We start from the raw sequence: 18,506 nt of genomic DNA, 5'->3' as shown, positions 1-18,506 counted from the left end.
GCTATCTGAGTCAAGGTGTCAATATCGAATCCAAATGGCGACTAAGAAAAAAATGGCCTCTGAGTCCGATTGCACCGGATTAAACCCTCAAAGGCCATCATTTCTAATGATCATCAAAATATCTAGCTTATTACTAAAGTTTATGAAAGAAATTGTTATTAATTCTCATCAGTCTCTTGATGGTGATGCTGCTTTAACTGACCAGGAAAGACATAAATTATTAGTGGAATGGAATGATACAACGGTAGATTACCCCAAACATTTGTGCATACATGAATTATTTGCAGCACAAGTGGAAAAAACCCCAGACAATATTGCTGTAGTCTTTGATGAGCAGAAACTGACCTATCAAGAGTTGAACCAACAAGCCAACAAAGTAGCTCATTATTTGCAGTCTTTGGGTGTAGGGAAAGAAGTTTTGGTAGGGATTTGTGTTGAGCGTTCGCTAGAAATGATCGTCGGAATGTTAGCTATCCTCAAGGCAGGTGGTGCTTATGTGCCACTAGATCCAAACTATCCCCAAGAGCGTCTATCGTTCATGCTCTCAGATTCACAAGTGCAAGTGCTGTTAACTCAGCAAAAGTTTGTGGAAGAATTTTCTGCAAGCGGCGTGAAGAGGGTTTGTTTAGATACTGATTGGCAATCAATTAATCAGCAAAGCCAAGAAAATCCTACTACCAGTGCGACGGCTGAAAATCTTGCTTATGTGATTTATACATCCGGTTCTACAGGTACACCCAAGGGAGTTGCTGTACCTCATCGCGCGGTCAATCGGCTAGTATGCAACACCAATTACGTGCAGTTTACAGCTAGCGATCGCATTGCTCAAGGCTCAAATGCTTCATTTGACGCAGCTACTTTCGAGATTTGGGGATCTCTGCTGCATGGGGCTACTTTAGTGGGAATTCCTCAGAATATTCTACTGTCACCCCAAAATTTTGCAGCTTACATCCGTGAACAAAGAATAAGTGTATTATTTTTAACTACAGCATTATTTAATCAGTTAGCTAACGTTGTTCCCCAAGCATTTCAAGACTTGGGAAACTTGGTAATTGGCGGCGAAGCATTAAATCCCAAATCGGTCGCAGCAGTTCTGAAGAATGGCGCGCCACAACGATTGGTAAATGGTTATGGGCCGACGGAGAGTACAACATTTGCTTGTTGGTATTTAGTTCAGGATGTCCCAGAGGGCGCAATCAATCTACCAATTGGGCGACCAATCTCTAATACACAAATATATATACTCGACTCCCAACTGCAACCAGTTCCCGTGGGAACTCCTGGTGAATTATATATTGGTGGCGATGGATTGGCACGAGGCTACTTGAACCGTCCAGAGTTAACCGAGGAAAAATTTATTCCTCATCCGTTGGAGGAGGCAGGAGGGAGTAGATTATATAAAACTGGGGATTTGGCGCGTTATTTAGCAGATGGGAACATTGAGTTTCTGGGGCGAGTTGATAATCAAGTGAAGATTCGCGGCTTTCGCATCGAATTAGGCGAAATTGAGGCGGTTTTGAGTCAACACCCAGATGTATATCAAGCTGTGGTCATCGTTCGTGAAGATATCCCTGGTGATCAGCGACTTGTGGCTTATGTTGTTCCTGATCAAAAATCAGCAGTAACCGCCACAATCTTAAAAGGCTTTCTAAAAGAAAAGCTGCCCACTTACATGATGCCAGCAGCATTGATGATTCTCGAATCCTTACCCTTGACCCCCAATGGTAAAATTGATCGTCGTCATCTTCCAGCCTGCGATCGCACACGTCCCGATTTACCAGAAATCTTCGTCGCGCCTCGTAACCCAATTGAGGAGAAGTTAGCTGTTATCTGGACTCAGTTATTGGCACTTGATCTAGTTGGAGTCAATGATAATTTTTTCTGTTTGGGTGGTCATTCCCTCATTGTCACGCAGATGCTTTCTCGCGTAGGCGAAGTTTTCTCCGTTAATTTATCTTTTAATCAGATATTTGCCAATCCCACCATAGCCGTTATAGCTCAACTCATTGCCCAAGGTGGGGAAGAATCACAATGGCAACGTCCTGCTATCAAACGAATTTCCTATGAAGGACTCGTGCCAGTTTCCTTTTCTCAAGAGCGCATATACTTCGTCCACCAATTAGCACCAGACAATAGTGCCTACCAATTCCAGGCAACGATGCGACTTAAAGGACTCCTCCATGTCCAAGTATTAGAACGTTGTCTTGATGAGATTGTGAAGCGTCATGAAATCTTCCGCACGACTTATCAGGAGGTGAATGGTAGGCTATATCAGGTAATTAACCCCCATGAACCGATCAGTTTTGAAGTAGTTGACCTCCGTGCAGTTCCTGAATCTGAGCGGGAAATAGAAGCACAAAAGTTGGTCGATGCAGAAATTCAAACACATCTAGACCTGACTCAACTACCCATAATTAAGTGGGTTGTATTTAAGTTGAGTGACCAAGAACATATATTGACCCATGTTGAGCATCACATGGCTCATGATGGCTGGTCATTTAACATCTTTTTAAGTGAGTTGGTAGAACTTTATCAAGCCTTCTGTGCAGGTAAACCTTCACCATTACCTGAACTAAGCTTTCAGTTTGCCGACTTTGCCTATTGGCAGCGTGAATGGGCTAAAACCGCAGAAGCTCAAGCTCAATTAGCCTATTGGCAACAAAAGTTATCAGGTATTCCGCCTCTGTTGGAATTACCTTATGATCGCCCGCGACCAAAAGAGCAAACTTACAATGGCGATCACGTCAGGATGGAACTGCCCGATGATTTGTGCGAATCCCTGAGAGTTTTCAGTCATCAAGAAGGTGTAACCTTATTTATGACAATGCTCGAAGCTTTTATCATCCTGTTGCACCGATACACTGGACAAGACGATATTTTTATCGGATCTGCTGTTGCCAATCGCCGGATGCACCAAATCGAGAAGATAATCGGCATGATTGTCAATAACTTGGTTTTACGCACCGATGTATCAGGTAATCCCACAATTCGGGAATTACTCCACCGTGTACGCCAAGTAGCAATGGAAGCTTACGCCAACGAAGACGTACCATTCGATAAAGTAGTAGAAGTAATCAGACCCATCCGCAACCTGAGTCACAATCCTCTGTTTCAAGTGATGTTCAGTTTCCATAATTCGGCCAAGCCGTATTTGAATTTACCTGGTTTGGACATCAGCTTGCATGAACCGGCTAGTAACAAATCTGCAAAGTTTGATATTGATTTTCTCGTCATACCACGTTTTGAACAAAGCGTACAGTATGGTGTGAAAACCGGAGCAAAAGGAATTACCCTGGTCTTGGAATATAACAGCGACCTCTTCGATGCTGACACCATCCAAGCCATGCTAGAACAGTATCAAAAGATATTAATTGAGATTGTAGCTAACCCAGAACAGCAGATTGGTAAATTAGCTCTATTAAGTCAATCTCAAGAAAACTTATTAGGGGAATGGAATCAGACTCATAGGGAATATACTCAGACAGAGTGTATCCATAAGTTATTTGAGTCTCAAGTAGAGTTAACGCCTAATGCTGTAGCTGTAGAGCAGAATGGTCAAAAATTAACCTACCGTGAATTGAGCGATCGCGCCAACAAAATCGCCCACTATCTGCAAAGTTTAGGAGTCAAACCAGAAACTCTCGTTGGTATCTGCGTTGAGCGTTCCTTAGAGATGATTGTCGGTTTACTCGGCATTCTCAAAGCTGGTGGTGCTTATGTTCCCATTGACCCGGCTTATCCCCAAGAGCGAATAGCTGAAATTCTTGCAGATACCCAACTAGGCATTTTGCTCACGCAAGATAAATTCCCAAATCAACTGCTAGGGTATACCGGAAAAACAATTTGTTTAGATACAGATTGGCCAGTAATTGCTCAACACAGTACAGATAACCCGATTAGCGACGTTCAACTTAATAACCTGGCCTACATTATTTATACCTCCGGTTCTACGGGTAAACCCAAGGGTGTAATGATTGAACATCGTTCATTGATGAACTTTGTCATCACCGCCATTGATGAATATGGAATCAACGCCAGTGATAAGGTTCTGCAATTTGCCTCAGTTTGTTTTGATACATCCATTGAAGAAATTTTTCCTTGTCTTGCAGTTGGTGCAACCTTAGTATTACGCACCGAAGAAATACTACACTCCAGTGATGAATTTTGGCGGTGTTGCCAACAATGGCAATTAACTGTTTTGGATTTACCTACAGCATATTGGCATCAGTTAGTAGCAGAACTTACCCCTGAAGATTCCCGCATTCCTGAAAGTTTGAGAACTGTGATTATTGGAGGGGAAGAAGTTCAACTAGAAAAAGTGCAGCATTGGCATAGTTGCGTAGCGCATCTTTCCCCGTCACCCCAATTATTTAATAGTTACGGGCCGACGGAAGCAACGGTTGTCACCACTTTAGATCGCTTTACCCCAACAGCCACCTCTATTAGCATTGGACGACCCATCAGCAATGCTCAGGTTTATGTTTTAGATCAATATCTGCAACCTCTACCTATAGGAGTTCCAGGAGAACTGCACATTGGGGGAGCAGGATTAGCCAGAGGATATTGGCAACGTCCAGAACTCACCGCAGAGAAATTTATTGAAATTTCTTCCCCCACACCCCTACTACCTGCAACCCCTACACCCCTACACCCCTATACCCCCACACCCCTACTACCTGCAACCCCTACACCCTCAAAACTATACAAAACTGGAGATTTAGCAAGATTTCGCCCAGATGGCAATCTAGAATATCTCGGTCGAGTGGACGGTCAGGTAAAAATTCGCGGCTTCCGCATCGAGTTGGGAGAAATAGAAACGGTATTGAGACAACATCCCCAAGTATTACAAGCTGTTGCGATCGCCCGTGAAGATATCCCCGGACAAAAGCGACTCGTGGCTTATATCGTACCTCAAGACTCGCCACCAACCACCGATGAATTGCGCCAATTCCTCAAACAGAAACTACCGAATTATATGATTCCGGCGGCATTTATGCTGCTGGAAACCATCCCGATGACTGCCAACCGTAAGGTAGACTACCGCACCCTACCAACACCCGATTTTTCTCGCAGTGGCGAAGATAAATTTATTGAACCGCGCACACTTATAGAACAGAAATTAGTGGCGATTTGGTCGGAAGTTTTAAGAGTAGAACAAGTTGGCATCCATGATAACTACTTTGAACTGGGCGGGGACTCCATTCTTAGCATTCAAATGATTTCCCGTGCTAATCAGGCGGGTATTCAAATTGCCCCCAAACAACTATTTAAGTATCAAACCATTGCTGAGTTAGCAGCTGTAGTGGGTATAACTCGCCAAGTCAACGCTGAACAAGGTTTAGTAACTGGTTCTGTAGCGTTGACACCCATCCAGCAGTGGTTTTTTGAGCAGAACTTGCCCGAACCGGATTACTTTAACCAGTCAGCCATGCTGGAAGTGTCGCCAGACTTGCAACCTCAGCTATTACAGCAAGTAGTACAACAATTGTTAGTACATCACGATGCTTTGCGTCTGCGGTTTGTGCAGGAAGGGGAAAACTGGCAACAAATTAACGCCGACATACAGGAATTTGTGCCATTGAGCATCTTTAATTTGTCGCACCTATCGCCAGCAGAACAGCAAACAGAGATCAAAGCCAAAGATGCTGAACTCCAAGCTGGTCTGGATTTAGCTACAGGAGCAATCGCACAAGTAGCATTATTTCAGTTAGGCCAGGATCGCCCAAGTTGTTTACTATTCATCATCCATCACTTAGCAGTAGATGCCATTTCCTGGCGGATTTTGCTGGAAGACTTAGCTACTGCTTACCAACAAATTAGTCGGGGCGAGACTATTAAATTACCAGCTAAGACAACTTCCTGGCAATATTGGAGCGATCGCCTGATAGAATATGCCCAAACCGAGGCTGTCAAAGAGTTGGATTACTGGTTAAGTCAATCTAGTCTTCAAGTCACAGCTTTACCTGTAGACTATCCATCTAGTCAAGAAAATAACACAGTAGCCTCAACTGCATCTGTGTCACTGGCTTTAAATGCAGAACAGACCCGCGCTCTCTTACAAGATGTACCCTCTGCCTACAATACTCAAATTAATGATGTACTGTTGACTGCCCTAGTACAGAGCTTTACTCGATGGACAGGAGAAAGTTCTTTAGTAATTGATTTAGAAGGACATGGACGGGAAGACTTATTTGAAGATGTAGATTTGTCACGAACTATTGGTTGGTTTACTACATTATTTCCTGTTGGGTTACAACTAGAAGACATTGACCATCCAGGAGACGCTTTAAAGTCAGTCAAAGAACAACTGCGGCGCATTCCCAACCGAGGAATTAGTTATGGAGTATTGCGATATTTGCACGCAAACACCACAATCCGCGAAAAATTCCATTCCCTACCCCCAGCACAAGTTAGTTTTAACTACCTTGGACAATTCGATCAAGTGCTGAGAGCATCTGAAGTTTTGGGTGTGGCGAAAGAATTCAAAGCTGAACAAAGCCTACTCAATCAACGTAGCCACTTATTAGGAATAAGCGGTTTTATTCGTGCGGGAAAACTGGAAATGACTTGGGCTTATAGTGAGACAGTTCACAAGAAAGACACCATTGAAAAGTTAGCTTCAGGATTTATGGAAGCAATCAAAACCCTAATTGCTCACTGTCAATCAAAAGACTCTCAAAGCTATACCCCGTCTGATTTCTCAGCAGCCAAACTCAATCAGCAACAGCTAGATAAATTCCTCGCCAAAATTAACAAAAACAAATAGTCATGACTTATTAGTCATTAGTTTTTCTTCCCAGTCCCCAATCCCCAGTCCCCAATCCCCAGTCCCCAATCCCCAGTCCCCAGTCCCCAATCCCCTATCCCCAAGAGGTAATTCCATGCAAAATATCGAAGACCTTTATGAACTTTCACCCATGCAACAAGGGATGTTGTTTCATACCCTTTATGCACCAGAGTCAGAAGTTTATTTTGAGCAGTTGCTTTGCATCCTCTCTGGGGAATTGAATTTTCCTGCTTTCCAACAAGCTTGGGAACAGGTTGTGGCGAGACACGCAGTTTTACGCAGTTCTTTTTATTGGGAAGAGATAGAAAAGCCATTGCAAATGGTGAGTAAGCAAGTGGATCTCCCTTGGGTGAAACTGGATTGGCAGAATTTAACACCTGATGAACAAGAAAATCATTTAGAGAAGTTTTTGTCAAGCGATCGCCAAAAGGGATTTGATCTGACTCAAGCTCCCCTAATGCGCTTCACCATCATTCAGCTAACAGAGCAGACCTACCAATTTATTTGGACTCATCATCATATCCTCTTTGATGGCTGGTCAATGCAGATTGTCCTCAAAGAAGTTTTAGCGTTGTATGAAGCTAATCAGCGAGGTGAACATTTACTCCTCCAACCTGTTCGCCCCTATCGAGAGTATATTGAGTGGTTACAGCAACAAAATATTGATCAAGCCAAAAACTTTTGGCAAAAAAATCTCCAGGGTTTTGAAACTTTTACTTCTTTAGGAGGAAAGAGAGGATTAGGAACATATAATGAGCAACGTTTTCAATTATCTCAAACGATAACGGAGAAACTGCAATATGCAGCGAAACAGCACCATTTAACTTTGAATAATTTGGTGCAGGGAGCATGGGCATTACTAATTTCCCGCTACAGTGGGGAAAGCGATGTAGTATTTGGTGCAACCGTATCTGGTCGTTCACCAACGCTTGAGCAAGTAGACTCAATGGTGGGGCTATTTATCAACACTCTCCCCATCAGGGTAAAAGTTAATGGAAAAATAGAATTATTACCTTGGCTCAAGCAATTACAAACCCAAGCCTTAGAGCAGGAACAGTATGCTTATTGTTCCCTAGCAGAAATTCAACAAATGAGTGATATTCCCCCCGGATTGCCACTATTTGAAAGTATTTTAGTATTTGAAAATTATCCGCTAGATTCTGCCAAACAAGAAACTAAAAAAACTTTAGAAATTAGTCATGTTAGTTGTTTTGAACGCACAAATTATCCTCTCAGTATAGTGATTAATCCTGGTTCACAATTAGCTGGCAGGATTGTTTATGATACTAGCTGTTTTGATGAACAGACAATTGCCCGCATGATTGGACATTTCCAAACATTGCTCACAGGAATTGCAGCTAATATACAACAATATATTTCCCAATTATCTTTACTTAGTGCAACCGAAGAAGAACAATTAATTCTGCTGGAAAATCATCAAAAAACAGATGCTATTAATTATAAATGTATTCATATTTTATTTGAAGAACAGGTTGAAAAAACCCCCGATGCAGTAGCACTTGTATATAAACAACAAAATTTAACTTATCGAGAATTAAATAACCGCGCCAATCAATTAGCGCATTATTTGCGATCGCTGGGAGTTAAACCAGAGGTACGGGTGGGAATTTGTGTTGAGCGATCGCTAGAAATGGTGATCGGCATACTCGCTATCCTCAAAGCAGGTGGGGCTTACGTTCCCCTAGATCCAGCTTATCCTTCCGAAAGACTAGCTTTCATGTTGGAAGATGTAAAAACACCCATCTTACTAACACAAACTCATTTACAAAATAGACTCCCACTCAATAATCAAACTGTGGTGAATCTTGACTCAGATTGGGAAGTAATTTCCCAATCCAAAGAAGAAAATTTACCCAGTGAAGTTAATATAGAAAATTTAGCTTTTGTAATTTACACCTCTGGTACAACGGGAACACCAAAGGGAACAGAAATCCCCCATCGCAGCATAATTGGTTTGATGTTGGGGGTTGATTACATTCACTTTGATGCGAAACAAATTTTTCTGCAACATTCATCAAATTCCTGGGATATGTTAGCCTGGGAACTTTGGACACCCTTAATTTATGGTGGGCGTTGTATACTTTATCCAGAAAAAATTCCCACACCAGAAGGCTTAAGCCAGATTATTAAAGAACAAGAAGTTAACATCCTATTTCTGACTACAGCATTATTCAATCTCATGATTGATACGATGCCGGAAGGGTTGTCAGAAATTAAACAACTGATGTTTGGAGGAGAGTCCGTTTCTGTACCTCATGTTCGTCGCGCTTTAGAACTATTGCCGGGAACACAAATACTTCATGGCTATGGACCATGCGAATGTACAGTAATTACCTCTTGTTACACGATTCCTAAACAAATCTCTGAAAACATCCCTTCAATTTCTATTGGAAAACCTATTGGCGATAGGACAGTTTACTTATTAGATGAAAACTTACACCGAGTTCCCATTGGTGTTTCTGGTGAACTATATGTGGGTGGTGCGAGTGTTGCTAGAGGTTACTTAAATCAACCAATATTAACCAGGGAAAAATTTATTTCTAATCCTTTTATTGAGGGAGATACCCTTTATAAAACTGGAGATTTAGTTCGCCGCCTTGATGATGGAAATCTTGAATTTATCGGTCGAATTGACACACAAGTAAAAATTCGCGGTTTTCGCATTGAATTAGCAGAGATTGAAGCAATTTTAATTCAACATCCTGACATAAAACAAGTTATAGTTATTGCGCGAGAAGATGAACCTGGAAATAAATTCTTAGTAGCCTATATGGTTATGAAGGATAATTCACCCACTCCTAGCAGCTTACGAAACTTCCTCAAAGAAAAGTTACCAGATTATATGATTCCTGCTGCTTTCGTATTTGTGGAATCATTCCTTCTTACACCTAATGGTAAAATCAATCGCCGTGCTTTGCCTGCTCCTGATATTTTTCAAAGAAATCTAGAGGTTGATTTTGTTGTTCCTCGCACACCAATTGAGCAAGAAATAGCCACAATTTGGACTGAAGTTCTGAAATTAAAACAAGTGGGAATTTATGATAACTTTCTTGAATTGGGAGGACATTCTTTACTAGCTATGCAAGTAATTTCTCGCTTAAGGGAAGTTTTTTCTCTAGATTTTTCTTTGCGTTATTTGTTTGAAAATCCAACTATTGCCGAACTAGCACAAAAAGTGAATGAGCCAGTAGAAAATGATGATTTAGCCAGGATTTTGGCGGAGGTGGATGAGTTATCGGAGGAAGAGGTGAGACAGCAATTAATTTCGTGAGGATTTTTAAACGCAGAGGTACACAAAGTAAGCGCAAAGGTACGCAGAGTTTTTAATTACAAATATTATGAGTGATTTATTAAAACGTCTTGAAAATCTTTCTCCAGAAAAGCGAGAATTAGTTTTACAAAAACTGAAAAAGCAACAGCGATCGCCTCTCCTCATACCTGTATCGCGAAAACAACCTATTTCCCTATCTTTTGCTCAACAAAGACTTTGGTTTATTGACCAACTAGAAGGTGAAAATTGTGGCTATAATGTCCCGTTTTTCTGGCAAATTAGCGGATTTTTGAATATCAGTGCTTTAGAAAAAGCGATCGCAGCAATTGTCCAACGTCATGAGGTCTTACGTACTAGCTTCTGTGTTGTCGATGAGTCGCCTATACAGGTGATTCACGCTCATCCTCCACTGGAAATGCAAGTGTTAGATTGGCGACAATTGAGGGAAGAAGACCAGTTAAGCAAGGCGCAGCATTTAGCGACAGCAGAATTACAACAGCCCTTTGACTTGTCAAATCCTCCTTTGCTGCGGGTAAAGTTATTGCAACTGGCTGATCAATCTCATTTGCTGTTGCTGGTTATCCATCATATTGTTTGTGATGGCTGGTCAATGGACATCTTTCGCCGGGAATTGTTCACCCTTTACACCGCCTTCTCTGGTGGAGAATCGTCTCCTTTACCGGAATTATCGCTACAATATGCCGATTTTGCCCATTGGCAGAGACAATGGTTACAGGGAAAGGTACTCGAAACCCAACTTAATTACTGGCAAAAACAATTAGCTGAAGTCCCGCCTCTGTTAGAATTACCCACAGATCAACCACGTCCATCAGTACAGAGTTTTCAGGGGCGTAGTGAGTTTTTAGAACTCGATCAAGATTTAACCCAGAAGTTGAAGCGTTTCAGTCAGGATTCAGGAACTACCCTGTTTATGACTTTACTGACAGCATTTACGCTGTTATTGTCGCGCTACAGTGGAAAAGAGGATATTGTTGTTGGTTCTGCGATCGCTAATCGTCATCGTCGGAAAACAGAATCATTAATTGGCTTTTTTGTCAATACCCTGGCTTTGCGTACCAACCTGCAAGGAAATCCAACTTTCTTAGAATTACTGGAACGAGTCAAGCAAGTAACCCTCGATGCTTACGACCATCAAGATTTACCCTTTGAGAAACTAGTCGATGAATTGGGCTTAGAGCGATCGCTTTCTTATCATCCCCTATTTCAAGTTGCTTTTGGCTTACAAAGCGGAACTCCAGAAAAACTAGAAATTCCTGGATTAACTCTGACCCGTTTTGAGTGGGAAAATACCACGACCCTGTTTGATTTGTCGCTGATGTTCCGTGAAACTCCCCAAGGGTTAACAGGAGAATGGGAATATGCAACAGATTTGTTTGATGTTAAAACTATCCAAGGGATGGTGCAACATTTTGAAGTTTTACTGAAGGGAATTATTGATCATCCCAACCAACCAATCAATACTCTACCGTTGATGACAGCAGCCGAACTGCTACAACTACAACGCTGGAATCAAACTCAAACAGAATATCCCCAAGATAAAACTTTAGTTGACTTATTTGAACAACAAGTTACTCAAAACCCTAATCATCTAGCTTTAGTTTTTGAATCTAAAAGCCTGACTTATCAACAACTAAATCAACAAGCGAATCAATTAGCTCATTATTTAATTCAAAATTACCAAATTCAGCCCGATACCTTAATTGGTATCTGTGTAGAACGGTCTTTAGAAATGATTATTGGTGTCCTCGGTATCCTCAAAGCAGGTGGTGCTTATGTACCGATTGACCCCAATTATCCCCAAGAACGGATTAAGTTCATGTTAGAAGATGCTGGGACATCGGTGTTACTAACCCAGACTTTCCTCAAAGAAAAATTGCCCTTGACTGAACTAAAAAATCAGGTAATTTATTTAGATGAGGAAGCTTTTTCTGAAGAATTAACTGATAATCCCAGTCCCCAAAATACGCCTGATAATTTAGCTTATGTAATTTATACTTCTGGTTCAACGGGACGACCTAAAGGGGTGATGATTGAGCATCGCGCCATTGTCAATCTAGCTTTAGCCTGGACTGAAATTTTTCAAGTTCAACGCCACAGTCGTTGGATTCAGTTTGGTTCTTTTAGCTTCGATTTGTCGATTGGTGAAATTGCGACTACTCTGTCCGCAGGTGCTTGTTTGTATTTAGCTAGAAAAGAAACTTTGTTACCGAGTCAAGCCTTGGTGGACTTGTTAGCTGAACACAAAATTTCCCATTTCGCCTTACCTCCTTCGGCTTTATCTGTATTACCTCAAGCTGCATTACCTGATTTACAAGCTATTATCGTTGGTGGTGAAGCTTGTGCAGCAGAATTAGTGATACAGTGGGGAAAAACGCGGAGTTTCTTCAACGGCTATGGGCCGACAGAATCGACAGTTATTGCCAGTATATATAGTTGTGAACCAAATGGGAAAAAGCCCTATATTGGTAAACCTATCGCTAATCACAGTATCTACATTTTAGATGCAGACAATCAACCATTACCACCCGGCATTCCTGGAGAATTGTGTATTGCGGGAGTAGGTTTAGCACGGGGTTATCTTAATCGTCCTGAAACTACTGGTGAAAAATTTATTGAAATTGATTTATTCGGTAAAATTGAGCGAATTTACAAAACTGGCGACCTAGCAAGATGGAACTATGATGGAAACCTGGAATACCTGGGGCGTATTGATGCTCAAGTGAAATTACGGGGATTTCGGATTGAACTGGGTGAAATTGAATCGCTATTATTGCAACACACTTTAATTAAAGAAGCTGTTGTAATTTTATCTGAAGCTGATAGTAATCCCAGGTTAATAGCCTATGTCATAGCAGAGAATAAATCTCTCATTTTAGGAATTGAGGTTAAGGAATACCTAAAAAATCGCCTGCCAAATTATATGATTCCTAGCCAGATTATGGTTTTGGATCAGTTGCCTCTTACTCCTAACGGTAAGCTAGATTACAGAGCATTACCTGTACCAGAAACAGATACTTCCACTGACATGGAAATGCCAGTAACCCCTACAGAAGAACTACTGGCTAGTTTATGGCAAGGTTTGTTAAAAGTTAAGTCTGTTAGTCGCTCTGACAACTTCTTTGAACTGGGTGGACATTCCTTATTAGCAACTCAATTAGTTACCCGAATTCGTGATAGTTTCGGGGTGGAATTGCCTGTCCGCAAGGTATTTGAGCAAAGCATTTTGTCTGAGTTGGCGCGGGAAATTGACGGTAGGGGTGCAAGGTCTTGCGCCCCTCCTATCGCACCACAGCCAGAAAATCAACCCAAAACCCTATCCTTTGCCCAATCAAGACTCTGGTTTATTGCTCAACTGGAAGGTAAAGGAACTTCTTCTACCTACAATATGCCGATCGCATTCCAACTTCAAGGCCAACTAAATATAGAGGCTCTGCGGCAGAGTTTAACTTATTTACTACAACGTCATACCAGTTTACGCAGTTATTTTCCTGCCTTGGAGGGAGAACCGCAGGTAGTAGTGAGAAATGTAGAAGATATAGAAGTGCTGACTATCGCTAACTTGCAGGAACTCGATTCCCAGACGCAAGCTCAAACTCTACAAAAGTTAGCCGATACCCATGCTCAAGAACCCTTTGATTTAAATACTGGCCCCCTGTTCAGAGCTAAACTACTACAACTCAGCTCACAGAAAAATGTCCTGCTGATTAATATGCACCACATTATTAGTGATGGCTGGTCAATGGGTGTATTTAAGCGGGAATGGGAACAGGCTTATGCTGCTTATGCAACTGGTTCTGCACCGAATTTGTCACCGATGCCGATTCAGTATAGCGATTATGCAGCTTGGCAGCGCAATTGGTTACAAGGGGAGATTTTAGCCAGTCAAGAGAATTACTGGAAACAACAGCTAGGTGATGCGCCGCGCGTACTGGATTTACCTACTGATTATCCCCGTCCCGCGCAACAAAGTTACCAAGGTGAACATGAAGAATATTGTTTAAGCAAAGAACTGACCCAGCAACTCAAAACAGTGAGTCAAAAACACGGGGTGAGTTTGTTTATGACCCTGTTGACGGCTTTTAATATTTTACTCTCTCGTTACAGCCGCCAAGACAATTTATGTGTTGGTTCTGGCATTGCTAACCGTACCCATAGTTACACAGAAGGGTTAATTGGCTTTTTTGTCAACACCTTGGTATTACGGAGCAAAATCCAGCCAGAACAAAGCTTTAGTGAGTTACTGCAACAAACTCGCCAAACCTGCTTAGATGCTTATGCTCATCAAGACATTCCCTTTGAGTATTTAGTAGAAAAACTGCAACCAGAACGCAGTTTGAGCTATAACCCCCTATGCCAAGTGATGATAGTGTTGCAAAACATGGAAGGTTCAGGGAAGAATGTTAGTTTAACAGGGCTGGAGATTCAACAAGTAGAACAAAATTATCCTTTTGCGAAGTTTGATCTAACACTGTATCTGTCGGAAAGGGAAGACCAGCTACATTGTATGTGGGAATATGCCACAGATTTATTTGCGGCAGATACCATCAAGCGCATGATCGGACACTTTGAAGTCTTGCTGTCAGCAATTACCAAAAATCCCCAACAGCCTGTCAGTAAACTTCCCTTGATGACAATCACAGAAATCGATCAATTGCAAACTTGGAATCAAACTGATACCTATTACCCTCAAGACCAAACATTTGTAACTCTGTTTGAACAACAAGCAGCACAAACCCCGAATAATATTGCGGTAGTTTTTGAAGACTACAACCTGACTTATCAACAGCTAAATCAACAAGCAAATCAACTAGCTCATTACCTAATTCACAATTACCAAATCCAGCCAGACACCTTAATTGGTATCTCTGTTGAACGGTCTTTGTCAATGATTGTTGGGTTACTCGGTATTCTCAAAGCTGGTGGTGCGTATTTACCAATTGACCCGACTTATCCCCCAGAACGCATTCGCTTCATGTTAGAAGATTCTGGGATATCGGTATTATTAACCCAAAGTTTCTTGTTTGATAAATTACCTCTGACTGAATTAAAAAAATCTCCACAAGTAATTTGTTTAGATGCGGAAAATTGGGCTGAGGAATCAATAGAAAATCCACTTTCCCAAAGTAACCCCCATGATTTAGCTTATGTAATCTATACCTCTGGTTCTACCGGCAGACCCAAGGGAGTAATGATTGAGCATCAAGGACTTGTAAATTTAACTTTGGCGGTTGATGAAGCTTTGCAGATTCAACCCCAAAGTCGTTTACTTCAGTTTGCGTCTTTTAGTTTCGACGCTTCAATTTGGGAAATTGCTACTGCTTTGGGTGCAGGTGCTTGTTTATATCTTGCCAAAAAAGAAACTTTGTTACCCAGTCAGGAGTTTGTTAGCTTTTTAAGCGATCGCCAAATTTCTCATATCACTATACCCCCTTCAGTTTTATCTCTCTTACCCCAAGCGAATTTACCTGATTTGCAAGTCTTAGTGACTGCTGGTGAAGCTTGCTCAACAGAATTAGTTACGCGGTGGGCAAAAGGACGGCGTTTTTTAAATGCCTATGGCCCAACAGAATCTACAGTTTGTGCAAGTGTAGCTCCTTGTCAACCTAATGCCAAAAAACCGCACATTGGTAAACCATTATCTAATCTTCGCATTTATGTTTTAGATGCACATAATCAACTATTACCCCCTGGTATTCCTGGTGAGTTGTGCATTGCTGGTGTTGGTTTAGCTAGAGGTTATCTCAATCGCCCTGAATTAACCGCCGAAAAATTTATGACAGTGGAATTATTCGGTAAAACTGAGCGAATTTATAAAACTGGCGATCTAGCCCGTTGGCTACCTGACGGCAATTTAGAATACTTAGGTCGCATCGATCATCAGGTCAAACTGCGTGGTTTTCGGATTGAATTAAGTGAAATTGAAGCCTCATTAGTCAAACATTCCAAAATTCACGAAGCAGCTGTCATTGTTAGGGAAGAAAAGGATCTGGATCAACGTCTGGTAGCTTATATTGTCCCAGCCGCAACCGAAGAAAGCACAAACTCAGATAAATTGGTGGCATTGTGGGAACACCTTTTTAATAATAGCTACTCTGGGCAACAAACCCCAACCGATGACCCGACCCTGAATATAGTTGGTTGGAATGATAGTTACACCGCACAACCCATTCCCCAAGCAGCAATGCAAGAATGGCGCGATACAACTGTTGATAAAATTCTGGAACTTGCACCCAAAAGAGTTTGGGAAATTGGTTGCGGCTCAGGGATGTTATTGTTTAAAATCGCGCCCCATTGTCAGCATTATCTAGGTACAGATTTTTCTCCCGACGCATTGCAGTATATTGCCCAACATTTAGAACAGCAGTCTCTCCAGGGGAAAGTTTCCCTCAAAGCCAGTGCAGCCCACCAGTTTGACGGTATTGAGACAAATGCTTATGACTTGGTGATCATCAATTCGGTAATTCAGTATTTCCCCTCCTTAGATTACTTACTGGAGGTGCTGGAGGGAGCTATGAAAGTTGTGGCGACTCAGGGATCAATCTTTCTTGGAGATGTACGCAATCTCCTGTTGCTGGATGCTTTTCACACCGCAGTCGAATTTCATCGCGCCTCTGATGACTTATCAATTCAGGAGTTGCGTCAACAGATTCAAAAAAGTATTCGCACCGAAGAAGAATTACTAATTGACCCTGATTTCTTTATCGCCCTCAAGCAAAGATTTCCTCGGATTAGTCATGTACAAATTCAATTGAAACCAGGTTACAGTCATACGGAAATGAGCCGTTTTCGTTATGACGTTGTTTTACACTTAGATCGTGCGGATACTCCCCTGACACAACCTGAATGGTTAGATTGGCAAGACCAACAGCTAAATCTGGAAACAATCCAGCAAATTTTAACAACCGAGCAACCAGATTTGCTAGGTATTAAGGGTATTCCCAACGCCCGTCTAACCTCAGAAATGGCGTTATTAGAACAAATTCCACAATTAGATGGTACTATCACAGACTTTAAAGCGGCGATCGCTCAAATCAAATCAGGGATAGAACCCGAAGCTTTGCGAACTTTAGCGCGAGATTTGCCCTATACGCCTTTTATCCAATATAGTTCCACAGGATTTTCTGATTACGACGTTGTTTTTCAACGGCATATTCCAGGACAGGAGACACTCCCCCGATTTGCGACAAAAGCTAATTGGCGAATGAAACCTTGGCAAGATTACGCCAATCAACCGTTGCAATATCGCACCAATCAAGTTGATCCAGCTTTATTAGCAGAATGGCGGGATTTTATAGGCAAAACTCTGCCTGATTACATGATTCCCAGCCATTTCACTGTTTTAGAAAAACTACCCCTGACACCAAATGGTAAAGTTGACCGCAAAGCTTTACCTGCAATAGAGACAGCATTTGCAGCTACAGACATTGAATTACCCGTAACAGAGACAGAAAAATCCTTGGCTGAACTATGGGCAAAGTTGCTGAAATATGAAGTCATAGCCCGGAAAGATAACTTCTTCCACCTGGGGGGACATTCATTATTAGCCACCCAACTGTGCTATCGCATCCGTGATAAATTCAAGGTGGAATTGCCTCTGGCTAAGGTATTTGAATTCCCTAACCTCAGTGAATTAGCAAACTATCTTGATACCTGCATTTGGGTTAATTCCACCGGCGAAAGTATGCAGCCCCTCACCTCAGATGAGGAGGAAATCGAACTTTAAACTACCACACCTGAAAAAACATCTATTTATCTTTTAATGAGAAACTTCAGCCATGATTGCTCTATCTGATTCCGTTTTTCTTACTCCCGAAGCATACCTCCAACTCGAAGAAAAAAGCGACATCAAACACGAATATATTGATGGTCAAGTTTACGCAATGGCGGGAACAACTGACACCCATAACACCATAGGTCTAAATCTCGCTTTATTGATTCGTAACCACTTGCTAGGGTCAGAGTGTCGAGTTTACTTTGCAGATGTTAAAGCCCGGATTGAAAAACGTAACCGCTTTTATTACCCCGACATGATGGTAAGTTGCGACCCTAAAGACCGAGAGACACCCACCTATAAATGCTTTCCTAAACTGATTATTGAAGTTCTATCCAATTCCACTGAAGCCTTTGACCGAGGTGACAAATTCAACGACTATCAAACCCTTGACAGCCTGGAAGAATACGTTTTAGTTAATAGTAAAAATCAACGAGTTGAAACCTTCCGACGTAACGAACAAGGTCTATGGGTGCTGCAAACCTATACTCCCACTAAGGAAAATTTTGACATCAAAAGTATTAACTTAACCGCCTCTTTTGCCGACCTTTACCAAGATGTAGAATTAGAAGCTATTCCTCAGAGGACAGAACTGAGTTAAAAATTTTAAACCCCCTCCAATTACTAATCTTTAC

General features: G+C 41.7%; 4 protein-coding genes. All 4 read left to right on the top strand.

All coding sequences use genetic code 11. From position 1 onward, the window contains the following. The first annotated feature begins 142 nt into the window (after positions 1-142). Entirely contained in the window at positions 143-6,766 is a 6,624-nt protein-coding gene (locus L6494_RS15885; protein ID WP_237988691.1) for a non-ribosomal peptide synthetase, read from the top strand. Positions 6,767-6,881: 115 nt separating this feature from the next. Further along, the gene (locus L6494_RS15880; RefSeq protein WP_237988690.1) at positions 6,882-10,079 is read left to right on the top strand and encodes an amino acid adenylation domain-containing protein; all 3,198 of its coding nucleotides are present in this window, start codon (positions 6,882-6,884) and stop codon (positions 10,077-10,079) included. 67 nt (positions 10,080-10,146) lie between these two features. Further along, positions 10,147-17,823, top strand: coding sequence for a non-ribosomal peptide synthetase (locus L6494_RS15875; protein ID WP_237988689.1), 7,677 nt, complete (start codon positions 10,147-10,149; stop codon positions 17,821-17,823). A gap of 52 nt (positions 17,824-17,875) precedes the next feature. After that, positions 17,876-18,472 carry a Uma2 family endonuclease gene (locus L6494_RS15870; protein ID WP_237988688.1) on the top strand — a complete coding sequence of 199 codons (597 nt, stop codon included), beginning with the start codon at positions 17,876-17,878 and terminating at the stop codon, positions 18,470-18,472. Positions 18,473-18,506 lie beyond the last annotated feature (34 nt).

Source organism: Nostoc sp. UHCC 0870 (assembly GCF_022063185.1).
In the GTDB taxonomy this organism is placed as follows: domain Bacteria; phylum Cyanobacteriota; class Cyanobacteriia; order Cyanobacteriales; family Nostocaceae; genus Trichormus.
Note: the sequence above shows the minus strand (reverse complement) of the source record. Positions and strands in the feature narration are given on the sequence as shown.